This is a genomic window from Pseudomonas salicis (genome assembly GCF_057128705.1).
Genome location: NZ_JBSKHU010000003.1, coordinates 525,878 through 546,071, shown reverse-complemented (window position 1 = coordinate 546,071; position 20,194 = coordinate 525,878). Strand labels below are relative to the sequence as shown.

General features: G+C 60.0%; 17 protein-coding genes and 2 pseudogenes. 6 read left to right on the top strand and 13 right to left on the bottom strand.

From position 1 onward, the window contains the following. Positions 1-48: 48 nt before the first annotated feature. From ACWKWE_RS13175 to ACWKWE_RS13150, 6 genes are all read right to left on the bottom strand, one after another. The gene (locus ACWKWE_RS13175; protein WP_166598586.1) at positions 49-903 is read right to left on the bottom strand and encodes an alpha/beta fold hydrolase; all 855 of its coding nucleotides are present in this window, start codon (positions 901-903) and stop codon (positions 49-51) included. Continuing rightward, complete coding sequence (locus ACWKWE_RS13170; protein WP_483850753.1) at positions 900-1,733, bottom strand: alpha/beta fold hydrolase; 834 nt, start codon at positions 1,731-1,733, stop codon at positions 900-902. The genes ACWKWE_RS13175 and ACWKWE_RS13170 overlap by 4 nt, the downstream gene beginning before the upstream one ends. Before the next feature lie 112 nt (positions 1,734-1,845). Beyond that, positions 1,846-2,289: a hotdog fold thioesterase gene (locus ACWKWE_RS13165; protein WP_166598588.1), complete on the bottom strand. Its 444-nt coding sequence runs from the start codon at positions 2,287-2,289 to the stop codon at positions 1,846-1,848. Between the two features lie 121 nt (positions 2,290-2,410). After that, complete coding sequence (gene sixA / locus ACWKWE_RS13160) at positions 2,411-2,869, bottom strand: phosphohistidine phosphatase SixA (RefSeq protein ID WP_341958765.1); 459 nt, start codon at positions 2,867-2,869, stop codon at positions 2,411-2,413. Continuing rightward, positions 2,866-3,210, bottom strand: coding sequence for a DUF4389 domain-containing protein (locus ACWKWE_RS13155; protein WP_166598590.1), 345 nt, complete (start codon positions 3,208-3,210; stop codon positions 2,866-2,868). The genes sixA and ACWKWE_RS13155 overlap by 4 nt, the downstream gene beginning before the upstream one ends. A 38-nt stretch (positions 3,211-3,248) precedes the next feature. Next, positions 3,249-4,274: an NAD(P)H-dependent glycerol-3-phosphate dehydrogenase gene (locus ACWKWE_RS13150; protein ID WP_483850752.1), complete on the bottom strand. Its 1,026-nt coding sequence runs from the start codon at positions 4,272-4,274 to the stop codon at positions 3,249-3,251. Between the two features lie 293 nt (positions 4,275-4,567). Here ACWKWE_RS13150 and ACWKWE_RS13145 point away from each other — a divergent pair. From ACWKWE_RS13145 to ACWKWE_RS13125, 5 genes and pseudogenes are all read left to right on the top strand, one after another. Continuing rightward, positions 4,568-6,044, top strand: a pseudogene (locus tag ACWKWE_RS13145) (ATP-binding protein); the annotation flags it as partial. A 65-nt stretch (positions 6,045-6,109) separates the two neighbouring features. Beyond that, positions 6,110-6,493: pseudogene (locus tag ACWKWE_RS13140) on the top strand (response regulator); the annotation flags it as partial. 212 nt (positions 6,494-6,705) lie between these two features. Continuing rightward, positions 6,706-7,221 carry a 3-hydroxyacyl-[acyl-carrier-protein] dehydratase FabA gene (gene fabA / locus ACWKWE_RS13135; protein ID WP_166598593.1) on the top strand — a complete coding sequence of 172 codons (516 nt, stop codon included), beginning with the start codon at positions 6,706-6,708 and terminating at the stop codon, positions 7,219-7,221. 10 nt (positions 7,222-7,231) lie between these two features. Then, positions 7,232-8,488 carry a beta-ketoacyl-ACP synthase I gene (gene fabB, locus ACWKWE_RS13130; RefSeq protein ID WP_483850751.1) on the top strand — a complete coding sequence of 419 codons (1,257 nt, stop codon included), beginning with the start codon at positions 7,232-7,234 and terminating at the stop codon, positions 8,486-8,488. Between the two features lie 141 nt (positions 8,489-8,629). Next, positions 8,630-9,490 carry a pirin family protein gene (locus ACWKWE_RS13125; RefSeq protein WP_483850750.1) on the top strand — a complete coding sequence of 287 codons (861 nt, stop codon included), beginning with the start codon at positions 8,630-8,632 and terminating at the stop codon, positions 9,488-9,490. A gap of 83 nt (positions 9,491-9,573) precedes the next feature. On the opposite strand, the gene ACWKWE_RS13120 is transcribed toward ACWKWE_RS13125, so the two are convergent. Further along, positions 9,574-10,305: a dienelactone hydrolase family protein gene (locus ACWKWE_RS13120; RefSeq protein ID WP_483850749.1), complete on the bottom strand. Its 732-nt coding sequence runs from the start codon at positions 10,303-10,305 to the stop codon at positions 9,574-9,576. 77 nt (positions 10,306-10,382) lie between these two features. Continuing rightward, entirely contained in the window at positions 10,383-12,287 is a 1,905-nt protein-coding gene (htpG, locus tag ACWKWE_RS13115; RefSeq protein WP_483850748.1) for a molecular chaperone HtpG, read from the bottom strand. 328 nt (positions 12,288-12,615) lie between these two features. On the opposite strand from htpG, the gene ACWKWE_RS13110 reads away from it, so the two are divergent. Then, a complete protein-coding gene (locus tag ACWKWE_RS13110) occupies positions 12,616-12,870 on the top strand; it encodes a hypothetical protein (RefSeq protein WP_166598597.1) in 255 nt (84 codons plus the stop codon). 102 nt (positions 12,871-12,972) lie between these two features. On the opposite strand, the gene brnQ is transcribed toward ACWKWE_RS13110, so the two are convergent. The 5 genes from brnQ to odhB all read right to left on the bottom strand — a co-directional run bounded on the left by brnQ (position 12,973) and on the right by odhB (position 20,190). After that, positions 12,973-14,286, bottom strand: a complete 1,314-nt coding sequence (gene brnQ / locus ACWKWE_RS13105) for a branched-chain amino acid transport system II carrier protein (RefSeq protein ID WP_483850747.1) — start codon at positions 14,284-14,286, stop codon at positions 12,973-12,975. 789 nt (positions 14,287-15,075) lie between these two features. Next, positions 15,076-15,963, bottom strand: coding sequence for a succinate--CoA ligase subunit alpha (gene sucD / locus ACWKWE_RS13100; RefSeq protein ID WP_166598542.1), 888 nt, complete (start codon positions 15,961-15,963; stop codon positions 15,076-15,078). Beyond that, positions 15,963-17,129: an ADP-forming succinate--CoA ligase subunit beta gene (gene sucC, locus ACWKWE_RS13095; protein ID WP_166598541.1), complete on the bottom strand. Its 1,167-nt coding sequence runs from the start codon at positions 17,127-17,129 to the stop codon at positions 15,963-15,965. Before sucC ends, sucD begins: the two co-directional genes overlap by 1 nt. 215 nt (positions 17,130-17,344) lie before the next feature. Next, positions 17,345-18,784, bottom strand: coding sequence for a dihydrolipoyl dehydrogenase (gene lpdA / locus ACWKWE_RS13090; RefSeq protein WP_166598540.1), 1,440 nt, complete (start codon positions 18,782-18,784; stop codon positions 17,345-17,347). A gap of 167 nt (positions 18,785-18,951) precedes the next feature. Then, positions 18,952-20,190 carry a 2-oxoglutarate dehydrogenase complex dihydrolipoyllysine-residue succinyltransferase gene (gene odhB / locus ACWKWE_RS13085; RefSeq protein ID WP_483850746.1) on the bottom strand — a complete coding sequence of 413 codons (1,239 nt, stop codon included), beginning with the start codon at positions 20,188-20,190 and terminating at the stop codon, positions 18,952-18,954. Positions 20,191-20,194 lie beyond the last annotated feature (4 nt).

The following is a 20,194-nucleotide window of genomic DNA, read 5'->3' as shown; positions in this document are numbered from 1 at the left end:
CAGTCTCCTGTTTCAACCCGCCCAGCCTCGGCAGTTGCGGGTCGCAAGTCAAGAAACGGCGAAGAACCGATTGAAACAGTCTGCAACAGAGGTCGCGCCCTTGTCGTCATTGAGGTGCAGATGGTGGCCACCGGGCAGCACAGTCACCTCGAAAGGCACGCTTTCGAGCAAGGTTTTGTTTTGCGCGAGGATTCCCTCTTCGGCCACGATCAACTGCGCAGGACAGCGGATGGCGTTGACGAAAGACAATGCTTGCGCACGTGTCAGACGGATCGGCGACGCCAGGGTCAGGCGGCTGTCGCTGCGCCAGGTATACCCCCCGGGCACCGGCATCAAGCCACGTTGCGCCAACAGTTCGGCGGCTTCGCGAGTGACTGCCACTGCGCCTTTCATTCGCGCTTCGACGGCCCGGTCCATCTCGGCGTAGACCGGTTTGCGCTTGCTCGATTGCGTCAGCTGCGCCTGCAATGCCGCGCCCATGCGCTCGGCTGCGGCCTCGGGTTCGCCCAGTGGCGGGATCAGCCCGTCGATCAGCGCCAGTCGGTTGACCCGGTCCGGCAGAGAGCCCGCGACGATCACCGAGACGATGGCGCCCAACGAATGTCCCATCAGCGAGAAAGTGTCCCAGCCCATCTGCTGCGCGACCTGCAACACATCGTGGGCGTAATCCGGCAGGCCATAACCGGCGCCGGCCGGACGATGATCGGAGTGGCCATGGCCCGCCATGTCCAGCGCCAGAATGCGCAGGCCTTTGAGCTTTGGCGCCAGACGGGCGAAGCTGTTGGCGTTGTCCAGCCAGCCGTGCAGGGCGATGACCGGCTCGCCGTCCTGCGGGCCGAACAGGTGCGCCGCCAGTTCGATGTGCGGCAGGCTCAGACGGACTTCTTCGACAGAACAGGTCATGCGTGGGCCCGTTGACGAGAGGCCACGTCAAGGGCGGATTGTGCGCGGGCATCCCAGCGGAGAAACAGGCTCTTGAGCATCTGCGCGGTGTCCTCGGGGTGTTCCAGCGGAAACATATGCCCGCCGGGCACCGAAAGATACTCCCCTTCGCGCATGCTTTTCACCGACAACGCATGGTGACGGCGCACCACGTCGCTCTGCTCGCCGCGCACCATCGCCAGCGGCACCCGCAAATGCCGGGCGACGCCGGGGCTGGTGTGAGGCACGCTGCGGTAAATGCTCATCTCGATGGCCGGGTCGAAACGCAGCCGCAACTGCTCGCCATGGGGTTGCAGGCCATGAAGCAGGTAGGCCTCGAAACACTCGGGATCGAACCGACGAAACAGCGTCTTGCCCGAGAAATAATGGCGGGCGGCGTCGAGGTCGTTGAACACTTCACGACGCCCCAGCGTGCGGCCGGCCGGGGTAATGCGGTCGATGAAACCGAAGCGTTTGGCGGCGCGGATCATCCATTGGTCGAAGCGCGTGAGCACCGGCGAATCAAGCATCACCACCCCGCGATACAGCTCGGGATGGCGCAAGGCCGCGTGGTAGTGCAACACGCCGCCGAGGGAATGCCCCACGCCCCAGACCGGTTGCGACTGCGCCTGCAAATGGTGAATCAGCTCATCCACCAACGTCGTCCAGTTGTCGGTCACCGGAAAACGCGGGTCGTGGGCATGCTGCGCCAGATGGGTGATTTCATAGTCATCCCCCAGCGCGGCGAACAATTTGCCGTACGTGGCCGAAGGAAAGCCATTGGCGTGAGCGAAAAAAACGTGTTGGGCCATGCCCGCGCATCCCGTGAACCTTGATCAGGGGGCAATTGTGCGCACCGGCTTGCCGTCACAGCAATGACCGGAAGTGCCATCGGTGATGACAGTCCGGTCAACGACGCGGGATTCAGCGCGCGGGCGGCTGTTCGCCGAGGGGCACGACCGCGACGGTCAGCCGGGAGATGCAGCTGGCCTTGCCGTCGTCACTGGTCAGGCGGATGTCCCAGACATGGGTCATGCGCCCGATGTGCACCGGGTGGGCCACGGCGGTCACACGACCACTGCGCAGGCCACGGAGGTGGTTGGCGTTGACCTCGATGCCGACGCAGTAATATTTGCTCGTGTCGATGGCCAGGTAGCTCGCCGAAGAGCCGACGGTTTCCGCCAACACCACCGACGCGCCGCCATGAAGCAGGCCATAGGGCTGATGCGTGCGATGATCGACCGCCATGCTGGCCGTCAGGGAATGATCGTCGAACGCCTCGAAACGGATGTCCAGCACCTCACCAATGGTGTTTTTCTGCATGGCATTGAGGGCGTCGAGGTTAGGGGTTTCACGCCATAGGCTCATGATATTTCCTTATTATTGAGACGGTATTGAAGCGCACCACTAGGTTTCGACAGGCGCAATACCTGTGGGAGCGAATTCATTCGCTCCCACAGAATCATCCGCCGTCAGCACTATTCTGGGATTACCCCGGATGCCGAACACCCAGCAGGCTCATCGCCCCGGCCAGCGGAAAATCCCCGTCCAACTGAGCGAGACTAGCGGTATGCATCGGCTCGGCCTGCTGCAGATTGCCGTGCACCGCCAGACCAATCAACGATCCGACCAGGGGCTGATGACTGACCAGCAGCACGTCGTCCGACGCGTACAGATCCAGATTTTCCAAAACCTTGCGCGGGTCGCTGTCCGGCGTCAACCACGGCACGGTCACCACGGCGTCAGTGAAGCCCAACGCCTGACGCACCAGCTCGGCCGTCTGCTGAGCGCGGACATAAGGGCTGGCGATGATCCAGCGTAGCGGTTGACCCAATAAATGCGCGGCGCTGGTCAGGACTTCTTCACGGCCGTTGGCGGTCAATTCGCGTTCGGCATCCGTGCGCGCCCGGGACTGGGCCTCGCCGTGACGCAGAATCCACAGATTCATAGCTTGGGTTCCTCGTCTCGCACTGGATGGCTGGCTGCAGGCACGGTGTGCGGCGCTTCGCCTTCGGGCGCACGGGGCGCGGGCCAGTCAGCAAACGGCCAGGGTTTCTGGTCGGTGTGGAACGTGCCAAAGCGGCCGATCTGCGCCAGAAACTGGCTCAGGCTGTCGCCAAACGACATCAAGCTCAGGCTTGGCGCTCCGTAAAACAGGCGGTAAGCCAACTGCACCAGCACCACGACGGCGAGCACCAGCTCAGCGACTTGCCACACCACCAGAAACACCACCATCCAGAGGATGCGCAGCAGGATCGATTCGTGTTGCTTGAATTTGGATTCGTTCAAGGTGTTCTCCACGGGGCCAGAAGCGAAAGGCCGTTGAATCAGTTGAAACCGCTGGTCGAAATGAAATCGACGTCGGTCTTGGGTTCGGCGCGCATCAGCAGTTCGATGACCTGCTCCAGCGTGCGCCCTTCAAAGAGAATCGCATGCAGACCGGCGACCAGCGGCATGTACACCTGCACCTCCTGCGCCTTGGCCTTGAGCACTTTCAGCGTGTTCACGCCCTCGGCCACCTCGCCCAGACGGGTCACGGCCTCATCAAGGCTCAAGCCCTGCCCGAGCGCGAAACCCACCTGATAATTGCGACTTTTCGGCGACGAGCACGTCACGATCAGGTCACCGACCCCCGCCAGCCCCAGGAAGGTCATCGGGTTGGCCCCCTGGCTGACGGCAAACCGGGTCATCTCGGCCAGCGCGCGGGTGATCAACATGCTTTTGGTGTTTTCACCCATGCCAAGTGCGACCGCCATGCCGGAAATGATCGCGTAGACGTTTTTCAGCGCCCCGCCCAGTTCCACGCCAAAACGGTCGGCGCTCGCGTAGACACGGAAGGTGCGGCCGTGCAATGCGGCCTGAACCTGCTGGCAGAGGTCTTCGTCTTCACTCGCAACCACCGTGGCGGTCAGCGCATGCTCGGCGATCTCGCGGGCGAGGTTCGGCCCGGACAGCACGCCAATCCGCGACTTCGGCGCGATGTCTTCGAGGATTTCGCTCATCAATTTGAAGGTCTGCGCCTCGATGCCCTTGGTCAGGCTGACCAGCATCTTGCCGGTCAGCAACTCGACGTGAGGCGTCAACACGCTGCGCAAGGCGCTGGAAGGCAACGCCACGAACACCAACTGGCAGGCGCTCAGCACGCTCTTGAGGTCCGTCACCGGCTCCACCGCGTCGAGCACCTTGATGCCCTTGAGATAGCGCGGGTTCTCGCGATTGACGCGAATCGCCTCGGCCTGCTCAGGGTCACGCATCCACTGCAGAACCCGGTGGCCGTTCCCGGCCAGCAGATTGGCCACCGCCGTCCCGAAGCTGCCGCCACCCAGAACTGCGATCGGTTGCTGTTGGGTCATAAAAGCATCCATCTAGAGCCATCGAATCTGGCGATGCCAGCATTATACGGAGCGCGGTGTCGGCCACCAGCGGCAAAACACCACGGCGCATCACATAAGCCGATGCCCTACTCTTTATGAGGAAATCGCCTACGGCTCGTTTAAGATGCGCGCACCGGATGAAAATTCCACTGCGGCGCCGATGAGCTATCGTTAGGGCGCTTTCCGATGAGATCAGCCCATGACCCCACCCCATTTCCCGATCCCGGCTCCGAACATTCGATGGCGACACGCATGACCACAGGAGTCCGGCCGTGACCTCGCAACGTGGCTGGAACATCAGCACCCGCACGCAGATTCTCAGCCTCGGCCCTGCCCTGCTGCTGACCCTGCTGCTGATCAGCTTCTTTACCGTGGTTCGTATTCAGGACTTGCGACAGGAGCTGACCCACACCGGACAGTTGATTGCCAATCAGCTCGCCCCTGCGTCCGAGTACGGCGTGATCGTGGGCAACGATGACGTGCTCGAAAGCCTGATGAAAGCCACCATGAACACGCCCCATGTGCGCTTTCTCGAAGTTCAAGACAGCGCCGGGAAGGTGCTGGTGCACGTGGAGCAGGCGACCGAGACCCTTCACGCCCAGCAGATTGAAGTCTTTCAGGCGCCTATCCGGTTGCAGCGGATCAAGAACGAAAGCGATCGCCTCGACGATGCCGACGACCTCACCAGCGTCCCCGTCGAGGATTACCTCGGCCGCGTACTGGTGGGCATGTCCAGCGATGCGTTTAACGTACGCGAGCAGGAAATCCTTTTGAAAGCCGGCATCCTCGCGCTGTTCGCCCTGCTGTTTACCTACATCCTGGCGCGGCGCCTGTCACTGAGCCTGTCCCAGCCAATCAGTGCCATGAGCGACGCAGTAAAAGCCATTCAGCATGGCGAGTACACCGCGCCGTTGCCGGTGGCGGATGACGCCGAACTGGGCGATCTGGCGCGACACATCAACAATCTGGCGCTGGGGCTGGAAAAGGCCAGCCGCGAACAGAAAAAAGCCATGGACGAGTTGATCCGCACCCGGGAAGAAGCCGAGCGGGCCAACAGTGCGAAATCGGAATTTCTGGCCATGATGAGCCACGAACTGCGCACCCCCATGAATGGTGTGTTGGGCATGCTGCAACTGATGGAAACCACCAGGATGACCGAGGAGCAGGCCGAATACGCCTCCCTCGCCACCGAGTCCACGGAGCACCTGCTGCGGGTCATCAATGACATTCTCGATTTCTCTCGTTTCGAACGTGATGCCCTGGAATTGGAGAACATTTCCTTCGGTCTCGCCGACCTGATCGCCACCTCGGTGCAAGCGTTTGCCCACAACGCCCAACAGCGAGGACTGGCACTGGAGCTCGACTTGTCGTCGGGGCTTGATCTGTTACGGGTCAAGGGCGACCCCACCCGTATCCGGCAGATTCTGGTGAACCTGATCGGCAACGCCCTGAAATTCACCGAATTTGGCAGCGTGCGGATCGAGACCTCATGGCACGAGCAGGACAGCCAGCACATCCTCTTTACCTGCGCCGTGCGTGACAGTGGCATCGGTATTTCAGCGCAATTGCTGGAATCGATGTTCGATGCTTTTCAGCAAGCCGACAACTCGATCTCCCGACGCTACGGCGGCACCGGCCTGGGTCTGCCCATCGCGCGAAACCTGGCCGAGCGCATGGGCGGGTCGCTGGAGGCCGAAAGCAACGAAGGCATCGGCTCGGTGTTTACCCTGCAAATTCCGTTGCAGCGGGTGCATCAGGAAGAGCCACCCCCGCTGGCTGGCACCGTGGGCGACTTGCCTGCGGAGCGCGACGGCTGCGTCCTGCTGGTCGAAGACAACCCGGTCAATCGCACCGTGGTCGAAGCCATGTTGCGCAGCCTGGGCCTGGAGGTGAGTGTGGCCGGGGATGGCGCCGAAGCGGTCAGCATGGCCAGTAAGGAAAAATATGCGCTGATCCTGATGGATTGCCGCCTGCCCGTGATGGACGGCTATGAAGCGACACGACGGATTCGCGAACTTCCGGGCCTCGACACGCTGCCCATCATCGCGCTGACCGCCAATGCCCGGCACGGCGATCGGGACATTTGCCTGCAATCCGGTATGAACGATTACCTGGCCAAACCCTTCAAACGTGCTGATTTACAGCAGGTTTTACAGCGCTGGCTGACCATTAAGCCATCTGCGACTGGCGATAAATGATAAATTGCGGCAGTCTTGTGTGCCGTGATCGACCCGAGACAACGCACGGACGGACAATTTCAGTGCACAGGTGTACATTCATTTCGCCTGTGCTGTGACTTTCACCACAACGCAATAGTCTATGAGTAGGCTGCCAGCGGGGGATCAACCCTCATGGCCAGATTGGGTAAGAACTGCCACACCCTGCCGCACAGGATTATCGAGGAGCTCGCATGACCAAACAAAACGCCTTTACCCGGGAAGACTTGCTGCGCTGCAGTCGCGGTGAGCTGTTCGGCCCAGGTAACGCGCAACTGCCCGCCCCTAACATGCTGATGATGGACCGCATCGTTCATATCAGTGAAGAAGGCGGCAAGTTCGGCAAAGGTGAATTGGTCGCCGAACTGGATATCACTCCAGACTTGTGGTTCTTCGGCTGTCACTTCGAAGGCGATCCGGTGATGCCAGGCTGCCTGGGCCTCGACGCCATGTGGCAACTGGTCGGTTTCTTCCTGGGCTGGCAAGGCCTGCCGGGCCGCGGCCGTGCACTGGGCTCTGGCGAAGTGAAATTCTTCGGCCAGGTCCTGCCGACCGCCAAAAAGGTCACCTACAACATTCACATCAAGCGCGTCCTCAAAGGCAAGCTGAACCTGGCCATCGCCGACGGTTCGGTCAGTGTCGACGGCCGCGAAATCTACACAGCCGAAGGCCTTCGGGTCGGCGTGTTCACCTCCACTGACAATTTCTAAGGGTATTCGCATGCGCCGCGTCGTTATCACTGGTCTGGGCATTGTTTCCTGCTTGGGCAATGACAAAGACACCGTTTCCGCCAACCTGCGTGCAAGCCGCCCTGGCATCCGTTTCAACCCGGAATATGCCGAAATGGGCCTGCGCAGCCAGGTGTCCGGTTCCGTCGATCTGAACGTGCCAGGCGAAGAGCCGGTTTCGGTCGATAAAAACCTTGAGCGACTGATCGACCGCAAGGTCGTCCGCTTCGTCGGCCACGCTGCCGGCTACGCCTATCTGGCGATGCAGGACGCGATCAAGGACTCCGGTCTGAACGAAAAGCAAGTGTCCAACCCGCGCACCGGCCTGATCGCCGGTTCCGGTGGCGCTTCGACCCTGAACCAGATGGAAGCGCTGGACATCCTGCGCGAAAAAGGCGTCAAGCGCGTCGGTCCGTACCGCGTGACCCGCACCATGAGCAGCACCGTTTCGGCCTGCCTGGCGACGCCGTTCAAGATCAAGGGCCTGAACTACTCCATCGCGTCCGCCTGCGCCACCAGCGCGCATTGCATTGGCGCTGCCATGGAACAGATCCAGCTGGGCAAACAGGATGTCGTTTTCGCCGGTGGTGGTGAAGAAGAACACTGGAGCCAATCGTTCCTGTTCGACGCCATGGGCGCCCTGTCGACCAAGCGCAATGAAAGCCCTGAAAAGTCCTCCCGCGCCTACGATGCAGACCGTGACGGTTTTGTGATCGCGGGCGGTGGCGGCATGGTCGTGGTCGAGGAGCTGGAACACGCTCTGGCTCGCGGCGCGAAAATCTACGCGGAACTGGTCGGTTACGGCGCGACCTCCGACGGCTACGACATGGTCGCCCCAAGCGGCGAAGGCGCCATCCGCTGCATGCAGCAAGCGCTGGCCACTGTTGACGGCAAGATCGACTACCTGAACACCCACGGCACTTCGACTCCGGTCGGTGACGTCGCGGAAATGAAAGGTGTGCGTGAAGTGTTCGGCACCGACGCGCCGGCCATCAGCTCCACCAAGAGCCTGTCGGGTCACTCCCTGGGCGCCGCAGGCGTTCACGAAGCGATCTACTGCATGCTGATGATGGAAGGCAACTTCATGGCCGGCTCGGCAAACATCGACGAGCTGGACCCGGCTGTCGCTGACCTGCCGATCCTGACCAAGACCCGTGAAAACACGGAGCTGAACCTGGTCATGAGCAACAGCTTCGGCTTCGGCGGCACCAACGCTACGCTGGTGATGAAGCGCTGGACCGGCAAGTGATTCGAGCCGTTCCCCGCATGTGAACAAGGCGCCTTTCGAGGCGCCTTTTTCATGCGCAAGCGCTTCTGCCGAAGCACAGACGATCCAGACGCCACGGTTTATGCTGCGTACTCTGTTGCCACGTTCATCGAGAGCCCTGACATGTTGACCATCACACCCCGCGCAGAAGACGTCGAAGGCCAGCCAATCCTCCGCCCCCTGCCCTCTGCGCAATGCCGCAGCGTCGGCCCCTTCGTGTTTTTTGATCACATGCTGGAAACGACCTACGCGCCCGGCACCGGCATGGACATCCGCCAGCACCCTCACATTGGCTTGTCGACCCTGACTTACCTCTTCGAGGGCGAGGTTCATCACAAGGACAGCCTTGGCAGCGATCAACACGTGAAGCCCGGCGATGTCAGCTGGATGACGGCAGGTCGCGCCATCGCCCACATCGAACGCACCCCGCAGGCGCTGCACGACAGCGGCTCACGCCTGCACGGGCTGCAAGTCTGGCTCGCCTCGCCCAAAGAACATGAGCAGGGTACCGGCCATTACAGCCATCATCCCGCCGATAGCCTGCCCGTCAGCGACGGCATGGGCATCGCCATCCGGATGATTGCGGGCTCCGGTTTCTGCCTGACCTCGCCCGTACCCGTACTGTCACCGACGCTGTATGCCGAACTGACCATGCAGACGGCCACGACCGTGCTGATCCCGGCCGAACATGAGCAGCGCGCGTTGTACGTGATTGAAGGGGACATGGCGCTGGACGGCGAACCGGTGGCGCCTCACACGCTGGTGGTGCTGGAGCCCGGGACCGAGCCGACCCTGTGCGCGAACAGTGAATCTCACGCTGTGCTGATCGGCGGCGCGCCGCTGGATGGGCCAAGGCGAATCAACTGGAACTTCGTCGCCAGCGACCCGGCGCTGATCGATCAGGCGCGGGCGAAATGGGCGGCGGGAGATTGGCCAACCGTGCCAGGTGAAGTGGCGCGGATCGAGCTTCCCAAGGGCAGATAAAGGGAGCTGGGAGCTGGGAGCTGGGAGCTGCAAGCTGCAAGCTGCAAGTCGGAGCGGCGCGCATCTGACTTGCAGCTTGAAGCTTAAGGCTGCTGTTGGAAGACTTCATCCAGCAGGTTGTGCATCGCGATAAACGCGCGCTTCGACACGGTCGGGTTGTACATCTGGACGCCCGGGTTGTTAGCGTGCGGATCGGTGAACGAGTGGAACGCGCCGCCGTAACTCAGCAATTGCCAGTCGACGTTGGCCGCATTCATTTCCGCTTCGAAGGCAGGCAACTGCTCTTTCGGCACCAATGGGTCGGACGCGCCGTGCAGCACCAGCACTTTGCCTTTGATGTTCTTGGCATCAGCCGGGTTGGTGGTGTCCAGCGTGCCGTGGAACGACACCGCAGCCTTCAACGGAGCGCCAGTGCGCGCCAGTTCCAGCGCACAGCAACCGCCGAAGCAGAAGCCGAAGGTCGCCAGACGGCCCGTGTCCACGGCAGCCGTGGATTGAGCGGTCAATTGATCCAACGCGGCCTGCATGCGCTTGTTCAACAGCGTGCGATCAGTCTTCAGCGGTCCCATCGCGGCGATCGCCTGATCGGCATTGGTCGGACGCACGCCCTGCCCGTACAGGTCAGCCAACAACACCACATAACCCTTACTGGCCACTTGCTTGGCGATCTGCTCGGCGTCTTCGCTGATGCCCATCCAGTTTGGCGCCATGACCAAACCCGGAGCCGCTTTTGCGCCCTCGCTGAACACCAGACGACTTTCGTAATTCTGGCCGTCAATCTGATACACCACGGACTGCACAGTAACGTTGCTCATTGCTGACTCCTGCTTTTGAGAATGTGGGGGAATCAAATGACAAAACCCGCCGAAGCGGGTTTTGACGGGTTTCGACGTTATACCGAAAGCTCGACCAACAGCTTGTTCAAACGGCGCACGTACGCCGCCGGGTCTTTCAAGCTGTCACCCGCCGCCAGCGCAGCCTGATCGAACAGGATGTGCGACAACTCGCTGAAGCGGTCTTCGTTCTGTTCGTTGTCCAGCTTGCCGATCAATGGATGAGTCGGGTTGAATTCGAAGATTGGCTTGGAGTCCGGCACTTTCTGGCCGCTGGCTTCCAGGATCTGGCGCATCTGCAGGCCAAGGTCCTGCTCGCCAATGGCCAGAATCGCAGGCGAATCGGTCAGGCGGTGAGAAACGCGCACCTCGCTGACGGCATCACCCAAGGCGGCTTTCAGGCGCTCGATCAAACCTTCCTTGTCCTTGGCGACTTCTTCCTGAGCCTTCTTGTCCTCTTCCGAGTCCAGCTTGCCCAGGTCCAGATCGCCACGGGCGACGTCGACAAAACCCTTGCCGTCGAAGTCGCTCAGGTAGCTCATCAGCCACTCGTCGATGCGGTCGGTCAGCAGCAGCACTTCGATGCCTTTCTTGCGGAAGACTTCCAGGTGCGGGCTGTTCTTGACCTGCGCATAGCTTTCGCCAGTGAGGTAATAGATCTTGTCCTGACCTTCCTTGGCGCGCGCCAGATAGTCAGCCAGCGACACGCTCTGCTCGCCAGTCTCGTCGGAGGTCGCGGCGAAACGCAGCAGGCCGGCGATCTTCTCTTTGTTGGCGAAGTCTTCGGCCGGGCCTTCTTTCATCACCTGACCGAAGTTTTTCCAGAAGCCTTTGTATTCTTCCGGCTGGTTCTTCGCCAGTTTTTCCAGCATGTCCAGCACGCGCTTGGTCAGTGCGGACTTCATCGAATCGATGATCGGGTCTTTCTGCAGTATTTCGCGAGACACGTTCAGCGACAGGTCGTTGGAGTCCACCACACCCTTGATGAAGCGCAGGTACAGCGGCAGGAACGACTCGGCCTGATCCATGACGAACACGCGCTGCACGTACAACTTCAGACCACGCGGCGCTTCACGCTGATACAGGTCGAACGGCGCACGGGCCGGGACGTACAGCAGCGAGTTGTACTCAAGCTTGCCTTCGACCTTGTTGTGGCTCCAGCTCAGCGGATTCTCGAAGTCGTGGGCGATGTGCTTGTAGAACTCCTGGTATTCCTCGTCCTTCACCTCGGTGCGAGGACGGGTCCACAGGGCACTGGCGCGGTTGACGGTTTCCCACTCTTCCGCTGGCGCAGGCTCGCCTTCCACGGCGTTCTGCTCTTTCGGCAATTCGATCGGCAGGGCGATGTGGTCGGAGTACTTCTTGATGATGTTGCGCAGACGATAGCCGTCGGCGAATTCATTCTCGGCAGCCTTGAGGTGCAGCACGATACGGGTGCCACGATCGGCCTTCTCGACGGTGGCCACTTCAAAGTCGCCCTCGCCTTTCGACGACCAGTGCACGCCTTCGCTGGCAGGTGTGCCGGCACGACGGCTGTACACGTCCACCTTGTCGGCGACGATGAAGGCCGAATAGAAGCCCACGCCGAACTGACCGATCAGGTGCGAGTCCTTCTTCTGATCGCCGGTGAGGTTCTTCATGAAATCAGCAGTGCCGGATTTGGCGATGGTGCCCAGGTGGGTGATCACATCGTCGCGGTTCATGCCGATGCCGTTGTCTTCGAGGGTGACGGTTTGCGCGTCCTTGTCGAAGCTCACACGGATTTTCAGCTCGGCGCCACCTTCCAGCAACTCCGGACTGGACAGCGCTTCGAAGCGCAGCTTGTCCACGGCGTCGGAGGCGTTGGAAATCAGCTCGCGGAGGAAGATCTCCTTGTTCGAGTACAACGAATGGATCATGAGGTGCAGCAGCTGCTTCACCTCGGTCTGGAAGCCCAGGGTTTCCTTTTGAGTTTCCACACTCATGGTCATCAAACTCCAATCAGTCCATACAAATAGGGGTGGCCGTCCAGAGCATCTGCCGGGGCTGGACGACGGGTTGTCATCAAGGTGGGGGCTGGGTGGGGGATTTCAAGAGCCTGTGAGGCAGGGAATCACAATCTTCATGTGTCTTGAGTGAATGGGTTTCTGTGTGGAGCGCCGGGAATAACGCAGCAAAAACGATTAACCCGCGTGGTGTAGACGCGCCGTAACGTGGCTGAAACAGGCACTCATTAATCCTGCTCAATTATGGAACTAACGTTATAAGCGTGCGTTCGAAGGCTCGTAGATATTCAATAAGGAGAAACACCCCATGCGTAAGACTTTAGCCATTGCCCTCATGCTTTCTGCCACCTTGGGCCTCGCCGCCTGCGACAAAAAATCCGAGGATAAACAACAGGATGCCAACAAGGCAGCCCAGCAGTCTCAAGAGTCGATGCAGAAGGCTCAGGACAAAGTGAACGACGCCGCCAAAGAAAGTCAGGAAGCTGCGCAGAAGAATGCCGAAGCCGCTCAAGAGCGCGCCAAAGAGACCAACCAGCAAACGCCTGCACCAACTAAGCCGTAAGTTCCAAAGTTTCCAAAAAATAAAGCCCGCATCTAGCGGGCTTTATTTTTATTTCGAGAAAGTGGGCAACCCGGCGGCTCTGCGCCTGTGCCGCCCTACCCTTTACGCCAGCGCTTCGCTGCGCTTGCCGAGCACACGATCGATCACGAACGCACCGAACAACGTGATCAGCGATGGAATCAACCACGCCAACCCCTGCTCGCTCAACGGCAGATGCGCCACCGCGTCAGGCAGGTAGTTACCCAGTCCCGACCCCTTGATCGCATCGATCATCCCGAACAACAACGACACCAACATCACCGGCGCAACGACACGCCCCTGCGCCTGCCAGAAATCCTTGCAGAAGCTCAAGGCTACCAGTGCGATGCACGGTGGATAGATCGCCGTGAGAACCGGGATGGAGAACTGGATCAGTTTGGTCAGGCCGAGGTTCGACACGAGCAGCGAGAACGCGGCCAGCAGGATCACCAGGGTTTTGTAAGACAGCGGCAACACGCGACTGAAATACTCGGCGCAGGCACAGGTCAGCCCCACCGCCGTGACCAGACAGGCCAGCGAAATCAGTACCGCCAGGAAACCACTGCCCAGCGAACCGAAGGTGTGCTGAACGTAAGCGTGGAGCACCGCGGCGCCGTTGGTGGCCGTCGCGGCGACGGCATGACTGCCGGAGCCCAGACGAAACAGGCTGATGTACACCAGCGCCAGCCCTACCCCGGCGATCAACCCCGCGATGATCGCGTAGCGGGTGATCAGCCGTGGCGATTCGACGCCACGGGAGCGGATCGCGTTGACGATGACGATGCCAAAGACCAGCGCACCGAGGGTGTCCATGGTCAGGTAACCATTGATGAACCCCTGGGAGAACGGCGCCGCCACATACGCAGGCTGGGCCGTCCCGACCTCACCCGCAGGCAAGGCGAACGCAGCGATGCCCAGCACGGCCAGTGCGATGATTTTCAACGGCGCCAGAAAACGCCCGACGGTGTCCAGCAAACGGCCGGGGTACAGCGAGACCCAGAACACCAGCAGGAAATACACGAGGCTATAAAGGAAGAGCGCCAGCGGGCTTTCGCCGGTCAACGGCGCCAGCCCCACTTCGAACGACACTGTCGCGGTGCGCGGGGTGGCGAACAAAGGACCCACCGACAGATAACAGACCGCCGCCAGAATCGTCCCGGCCACTTTGCCGATGGGACTGCTCAGCGCATCCATCGCGCCGCCCACCTTGGCCAGCGCAATCACCGTGACCACTGGCAGGCCGACAGCCGTGACGAGAAAGCCCAGTGCCGCCATCCACACATGAGGACCGGCCTGCAAGCCAACGATAGGGGGGAAAATGATATTGCCAGCGCCCACGAACAACGCAAACGTCATGAAACCCAGTGCCAGGATGTCCTGACCTTTCAACACTTTCATCAAAGAAACCACACTGCTGAATCGGAATTAAGAAGAGGATTTCCCAAAGGGTCGAGGGAAATGCGGCCCATCCTTCTGAGACAGACCCGCCGCATGCCATGGCCCCTTATGAGGGCCAGACCTGCAAAATGGCGCGTAGCCTACCCTATTTGCCGCACTAATACAGGGCAGAGCGACCGCTGAACGTACGTTCGCGTCGCATTTCGGAAATGTCCTACAGCGAAGTCTTTTTTCTGGGATGAAGCAGTCGACGCGTAGGCAAGCACAGGCCTCGACCTGTGGGAGCGAATTCATTCGCGAATCGGGAGGACGACGATGCATCTCTGTCGCCCGACCATTTTTCGCGAATAAATTCGCTCCCACAGGGAAATTCAAGTGCGTCACAAAAATCTGCAAACCTGCGAAGAGCGTTAGCTCCAGCCTGATGCCGTTGCTCTTCGAACACGGAAGATCAGACACCGCCGAACGCGACTTGGGTGCAGGCCGAACGCAGGCGGCGCGGAGTGGGTCGAGCGGCATGGATGCCGCGAGAGCGCCGCAAGGACATGGATGTCCGTTCGGCGCGGGCCCACGGAGCGTCGCCGGAGTGAGGGAACCCTGACGAAGTCAGGGCCAAGCCAGGAGCAAATGGTTTTGGTTACTTTTCCCGAAAGAAAAGTGACCCGCTGTAAGAGCGGAACCGATATCAGCAACTCCACCGCGAATGGATATTCACTTAAACCTCAGCCACCAGAAACACAAAAGCCACCCGAAGGTGGCTTTTGTCGATCAGTCAGCGATCAAAGGCAATCAGGCCTTCTTCACTTCCCAACCGGTCAGCTCAGCCAAAGCCTTGCCGATGTCTGCCAGCGAACGCACGGTTTTCACGCCTGCGTCTTGCAGCGCAGCGAATTTCTCGTCTGCAGTGCCTTTACCGCCGGAGATGATTGCACCTGCGTGGCCCATGCGCTTGCCCGGAGGAGCAGTCACACCCGCGATGTAGGAAACAACCGGCTTGGTCACGTTTGCCTTGATGTAGGCAGCCGCTTCTTCTTCAGCCGAACCGCCGATCTCACCGATCATCACGATCGCTTCGGTCTTCGGGTCTTCCTGGAACAGCTTCAGGATGTCGATGAAGTTCGAGCCTGGGATCGGGTCACCACCGATACCCACGCAAGTCGACTGACCGAAACCGGCGTCAGTGGTCTGCTTCACAGCTTCGTAAGTCAGGGTGCCGGAACGCGACACGATACCGACTTTACCTGGCAAGTGAATGTGACCTGGCATGATGCCGATCTTGCACTCGCCCGGAGTGATCACGCCTGGGCAGTTAGGGCCGATCAGGGTAACACCCAGCTCGTCGCACTTGACCTTGGCATCCAGCATGTCGAGGGTAGGGATACCTTCGGTGATGCAGATGATCAGCTTGATGCCGCCGAACGCTGCTTCCAGGATCGAGTCCTTGCAGAATGCAGCCGGTACGTAGATAACGCTGGCGGTGGCGCCAGTGGTTTCTACGGCTTCACGAACGGTGTTGAACACTGGCAGGTTCAGGTGAGTGGTGCCACCTTTGCCCGGGGTCACGCCGCCAACCATCTTGGTGCCGTAGGCGATGGCTTGTTCGGAGTGGAAAGTACCTTGGGAGCCGGTGAAGCCCTGGCAGATAACTTTGGTGTCTTTATTGATCAGGACGCTCATTATTTGCCCTCCGCAGCTTTGACAACTTGTTGAGCAGCGTCGGTCAAGCTGGTTGCAGCGATGATGTTCAAGCCGCTTTCCGCCAGTACTTTAGCGCCCAGGTCAGCGTTGTTGCCTTCCAGACGAACAACAACCGGGATTTTCACGCCAACTTCTTTCACTGCACCGATGATGCCTTCGGCAATCATGTCGCAACGAACGATGCCGCCGAAGATGTTGACCAGTACTGCAGCGACGTTGGTGTCGGACAGAATGATCTTGAACGCTTCGGTCACGCGCTCTTTGGTAGCGCCACCACCTACGTCGAGGAAGTTGGCTGGCTTGCCGCCGTGCAGGTTGACGATGTCCATGGTACCCATGGCCAGGCCAGCACCGTTGACCATGCAGCCGATGTTGCCTTCCAGTGCGACATAGTTCAGTTCGAACTTGGCAGCATGGGCTTCACGCGGGTCATCTTGCGATGGGTCGTGGAAAGTCTTCAGCTTTGGCTGGCGATACATGGCGTTGGCGTCGATGTTGATCTTGGCATCGAGGCAGTGCAGATCGCCGTCAGCCTTGATCACCAGCGGGTTCACTTCCAGCAGGGCCAGGTCGTGGTCCTGGAACAGCTTGCCCAGGCCGACGAAGATCTTGGCAAACTGCGCAACCTGCTTGCCTTCCAGGCCCAGCTGGAATGCCAGCTCGCGACCCTGGAATGGCTGAGCGCCAACCAGTGGGTCGATGGTTGCTTTGAGAATCTTCTCAGGCGTGTCGTGAGCGATTTTCTCGATGTCCACGCCACCTTCGGTGGAAGCCATGAACACGATACGACGGCTCGAACGATCGACTACAGCGCCCAGGTACAGCTCTTTGGCGATGTCAGTGCAGGATTCAACCAGGATCTTGGTGACTGGCTGACCGTTGGCATCAGTCTGGTAAGTGACCAGACGCTTGCCCAACCACTGTTGAGCGAACGCAGCTGCGTCTTCTTTGCTCTTGACGAGCTTTACGCCGCCCGCTTTACCGCGACCACCTGCGTGAACCTGGGCTTTGACAACCCACTCGGTTCCGCCGATCTTGTCGCACGCTTCTGCTGCTGCTTCCGGGGTGTCTACTGCAAAGCCCTTGGATACTGGCAGGCCATATTCAGCAAACAGCTGCTTACCCTGATACTCGTGAAGATTCATGCTTATTACCGTCTTCGTTAGGTACTGCGCTTCGGTGCTGCTCGTCTATGCGTGCCGCACCACCTGTGACCGCTTCTCCCGGAAGGTCGCACGCCTGCATGTGAACGCAGGAGTGAAATCCGCCGGGAGTTCGAGTCCGACCGACCTTCCGCGGCAGACCCTGCGAACAAGGCCTGCGACGGGCGGTCCGTCGTGGTTTTTCTTAGCGTCTTTTGTTAGCGCTTTTTCTTGTTCTGGATGTGGATGGCGTGGCCATTCACTGCCAGAGCAGCTTCGTGCAAGGCTTCGGACAGCGTTGGGTGCGAGAACACCATCATGCCGATGTCTTCGGCACTGGTGCCGAATTCCATGCCGATCGCACCCTGCTGAACCAGTTCTGCTGCGCCTGGACCAATGACGTGTACACCCAGTACACGGTCAGTCTTGGCATCAGCGATGACTTTGACAAAACCGCCAGTGTCGTTCGCTGCCATGGCACGGCCGCTGGCCGCGAATGGGAACTGACCGACGTTAACCTCGACACCTTCGGCCTTCAAGGTCTGTTCGGTTTTACCGACCCACGCGATTTCCGGGTGAGTGTAGATAACCGACGGGATCAGGTCGTAGTTCATCTGGGTCTTGTGACCCTTGATGCGCTCGACGACCATGATGCCTTCTTCCGACGCCTTGTGCGCCAGCATCAGACCGCGAACCACGTCACCGATCGCGTAGACGCCAGGAACGCTGGTCTCGCACTGATCGTTGACGAAGATGAAACCGCGCTCGTCGATGTCGACGCCGCTGTCGGAGGCCAACAGGTCGGTGGTCACCGGACGGCGGCCCACGGCCACGATCAGGCGATCGAAGGTGATGTTCTGCTCACCGTCTTTGTCGGTGTAGTTGACGACCACTTCGTTGCCGTTGACTTTCGAACCGGTCACGCGAGCGCCCAGTTTGATGTCCAGACCCTGCTTGGTGAACGTCTTCTGCGCTTCCTTGGAAACGGCTTCGTCAGCGGCCGGCAGGAACTTCTCCAGCGCTTCCAGAACGGTGACCTTGGAACCCAGACGCGACCACACCGAACCCAGTTCCAGGCCGATGACGCCAGCACCGATCACGCCCAGACGCTCAGGCACGGTCTGGAATTCCAGGGCGCCGGTGGAGTCGACGATAACGTTCTGGTCGACCGGAGCCGGTGGAATGTCGATCGGACGCGAGCCGGACGCCAGGATGATGTTGTCGGCTTCGATGACTTCAGTGGTGCCGTCAGGCTTGGTCAGCTCGACTTTCTTGCCGGCCAGCAGCTTGCCGTGACCTTGCAGGGAAGTGACGCCGTTTGCCTTGAACAGGCTGGCGACGCCGCCGGTCAGGCCTTTGACGATCTGGGACTTGCGACCAACCATCGCGGCCACGTCCATTTGCACGTCGCCGGAAATCGAGATGCCATGAACGTTGAACTGGTTCTTGGCTTCGTAGAATTTCCAGGAGCTGTCCAGCAGCGCCTTGGACGGGATGCAACCTACGTTCAGGCAGGTACCGCCGAGGGCCAGTTTGCCCTCTTTATCCTGATACTTCTCGATGCAGGCAGTCTTGAGACCAAGTTGCGCAGCCTTGATGGCTGCCACATAACCGCCAGGGCCTGCGCCAATCACTACCACGTCGAATTTCTGGGACATAACAAAGTTCCTTTAGCTACAAGCTTTAAGCTGCAAGCTGCAAGCTGATCTGCGTTGATCTGCAGATTCAACTCGCGACCTGTACATAAGGGCAATCCAAGCTCCCCGAGCCACACGCCGCTCTGCTTCTGACTTGAAGCGTGCAGCTTGCAACTCGGGGCTGCTTTTTAGATGTCCAGCAACAGACGAGCCGGATCTTCCAGCAGGTTCTTGATGGTCACCAGGAAGGTCACAGCTTCTTTACCGTCGATCAAGCGGTGATCGTAGGACAGCGCCAGGTACATCATCGGACGGATGACAACCTGACCATTGATCGCCATAGGGCGCTGCAGGATGTTGTGCATGCCCAGGATGGCCGCTTGTGGCGGGTTGACGATCGGGGTCGACATCATCGAACCGAAAGTACCACCGTTGGTGATGGTGAAGGTACCACCGGTCATCTCGTCGATGGACAGTTTGCCGTCACGGGCTTTCTTGCCGAAGGTGGCGATGCCGCCTTCGATTTCAGCCAGGCTCATGTGCTCGGCGTTACGCAGCACCGGTACCACCAGGCCACGGTCGCTGGAGACCGCAACGCCGACGTCGGCATAACCGTGGTAGACGATGTCGGTGCCGTCGATCGACGCATTGACAGCCGGGAAGCGTTTCAGCGCTTCGGTAGCCGCCTTGACGAAGAACGACATGAAGCCCAGGCGCACGCCGTTGTGGGACTTCTCGAACAGGTCTTTGTACTTCGAACGCAGGGCCATGACTTCAGTCATGTCGACTTCGTTGAAGGTGGTCAGCATGGCCATGTTCGACTGGGCTTCGACCAGACGCTTGGCGACGGTGGCACGAACACGAGTCATCGGAACGCGCTTCTCGGTGCGGTCGCCAGCGGCGAACACAGGAGCAGCAGGCGCTGCGGCAGGCTTGGCAGCCGGTGCAGCAGCCGGAGCGGATTTCTTCGCTTCAATGGCAGCGACCACGTCTTCCTTGGTCACGCGGCCATCTTTGCCAGTGCCTTTGACGCTGGACAGGTTGATGCCGTTTTCTTCGGCCAGTTTGCGGGCAGCCGGAGCGCCGATGGCGTCTTCGTCGCCAGCAGCCGGAGCCGGAGCAGCGGCTGGAGCGGCGGCAGGTGCAGCAGCCGGTGCAGCAGCGGGAGCCGGAGCAGCCGATGCAGTGGCGCCTGCGTCCAGAGTAGCGATCAGTTCGTTGGACAGGACGGTGTCGCCCTCGCCTTTCACGATGGAAGCCAGAACGCCGTCGGCTTCGGCCAGCACTTCGAGCACGACTTTGTCGGTTTCGATGTCGACCAGCAGCTCGTCACGTTTTACCGCTTCGCCCGGCTGTTTGTGCCATTTGGAAATGGTGCCGTCGGCAACGGATTCCGGGAAAGAGGGGGCTTTGATCTCAATAGCCATTGTC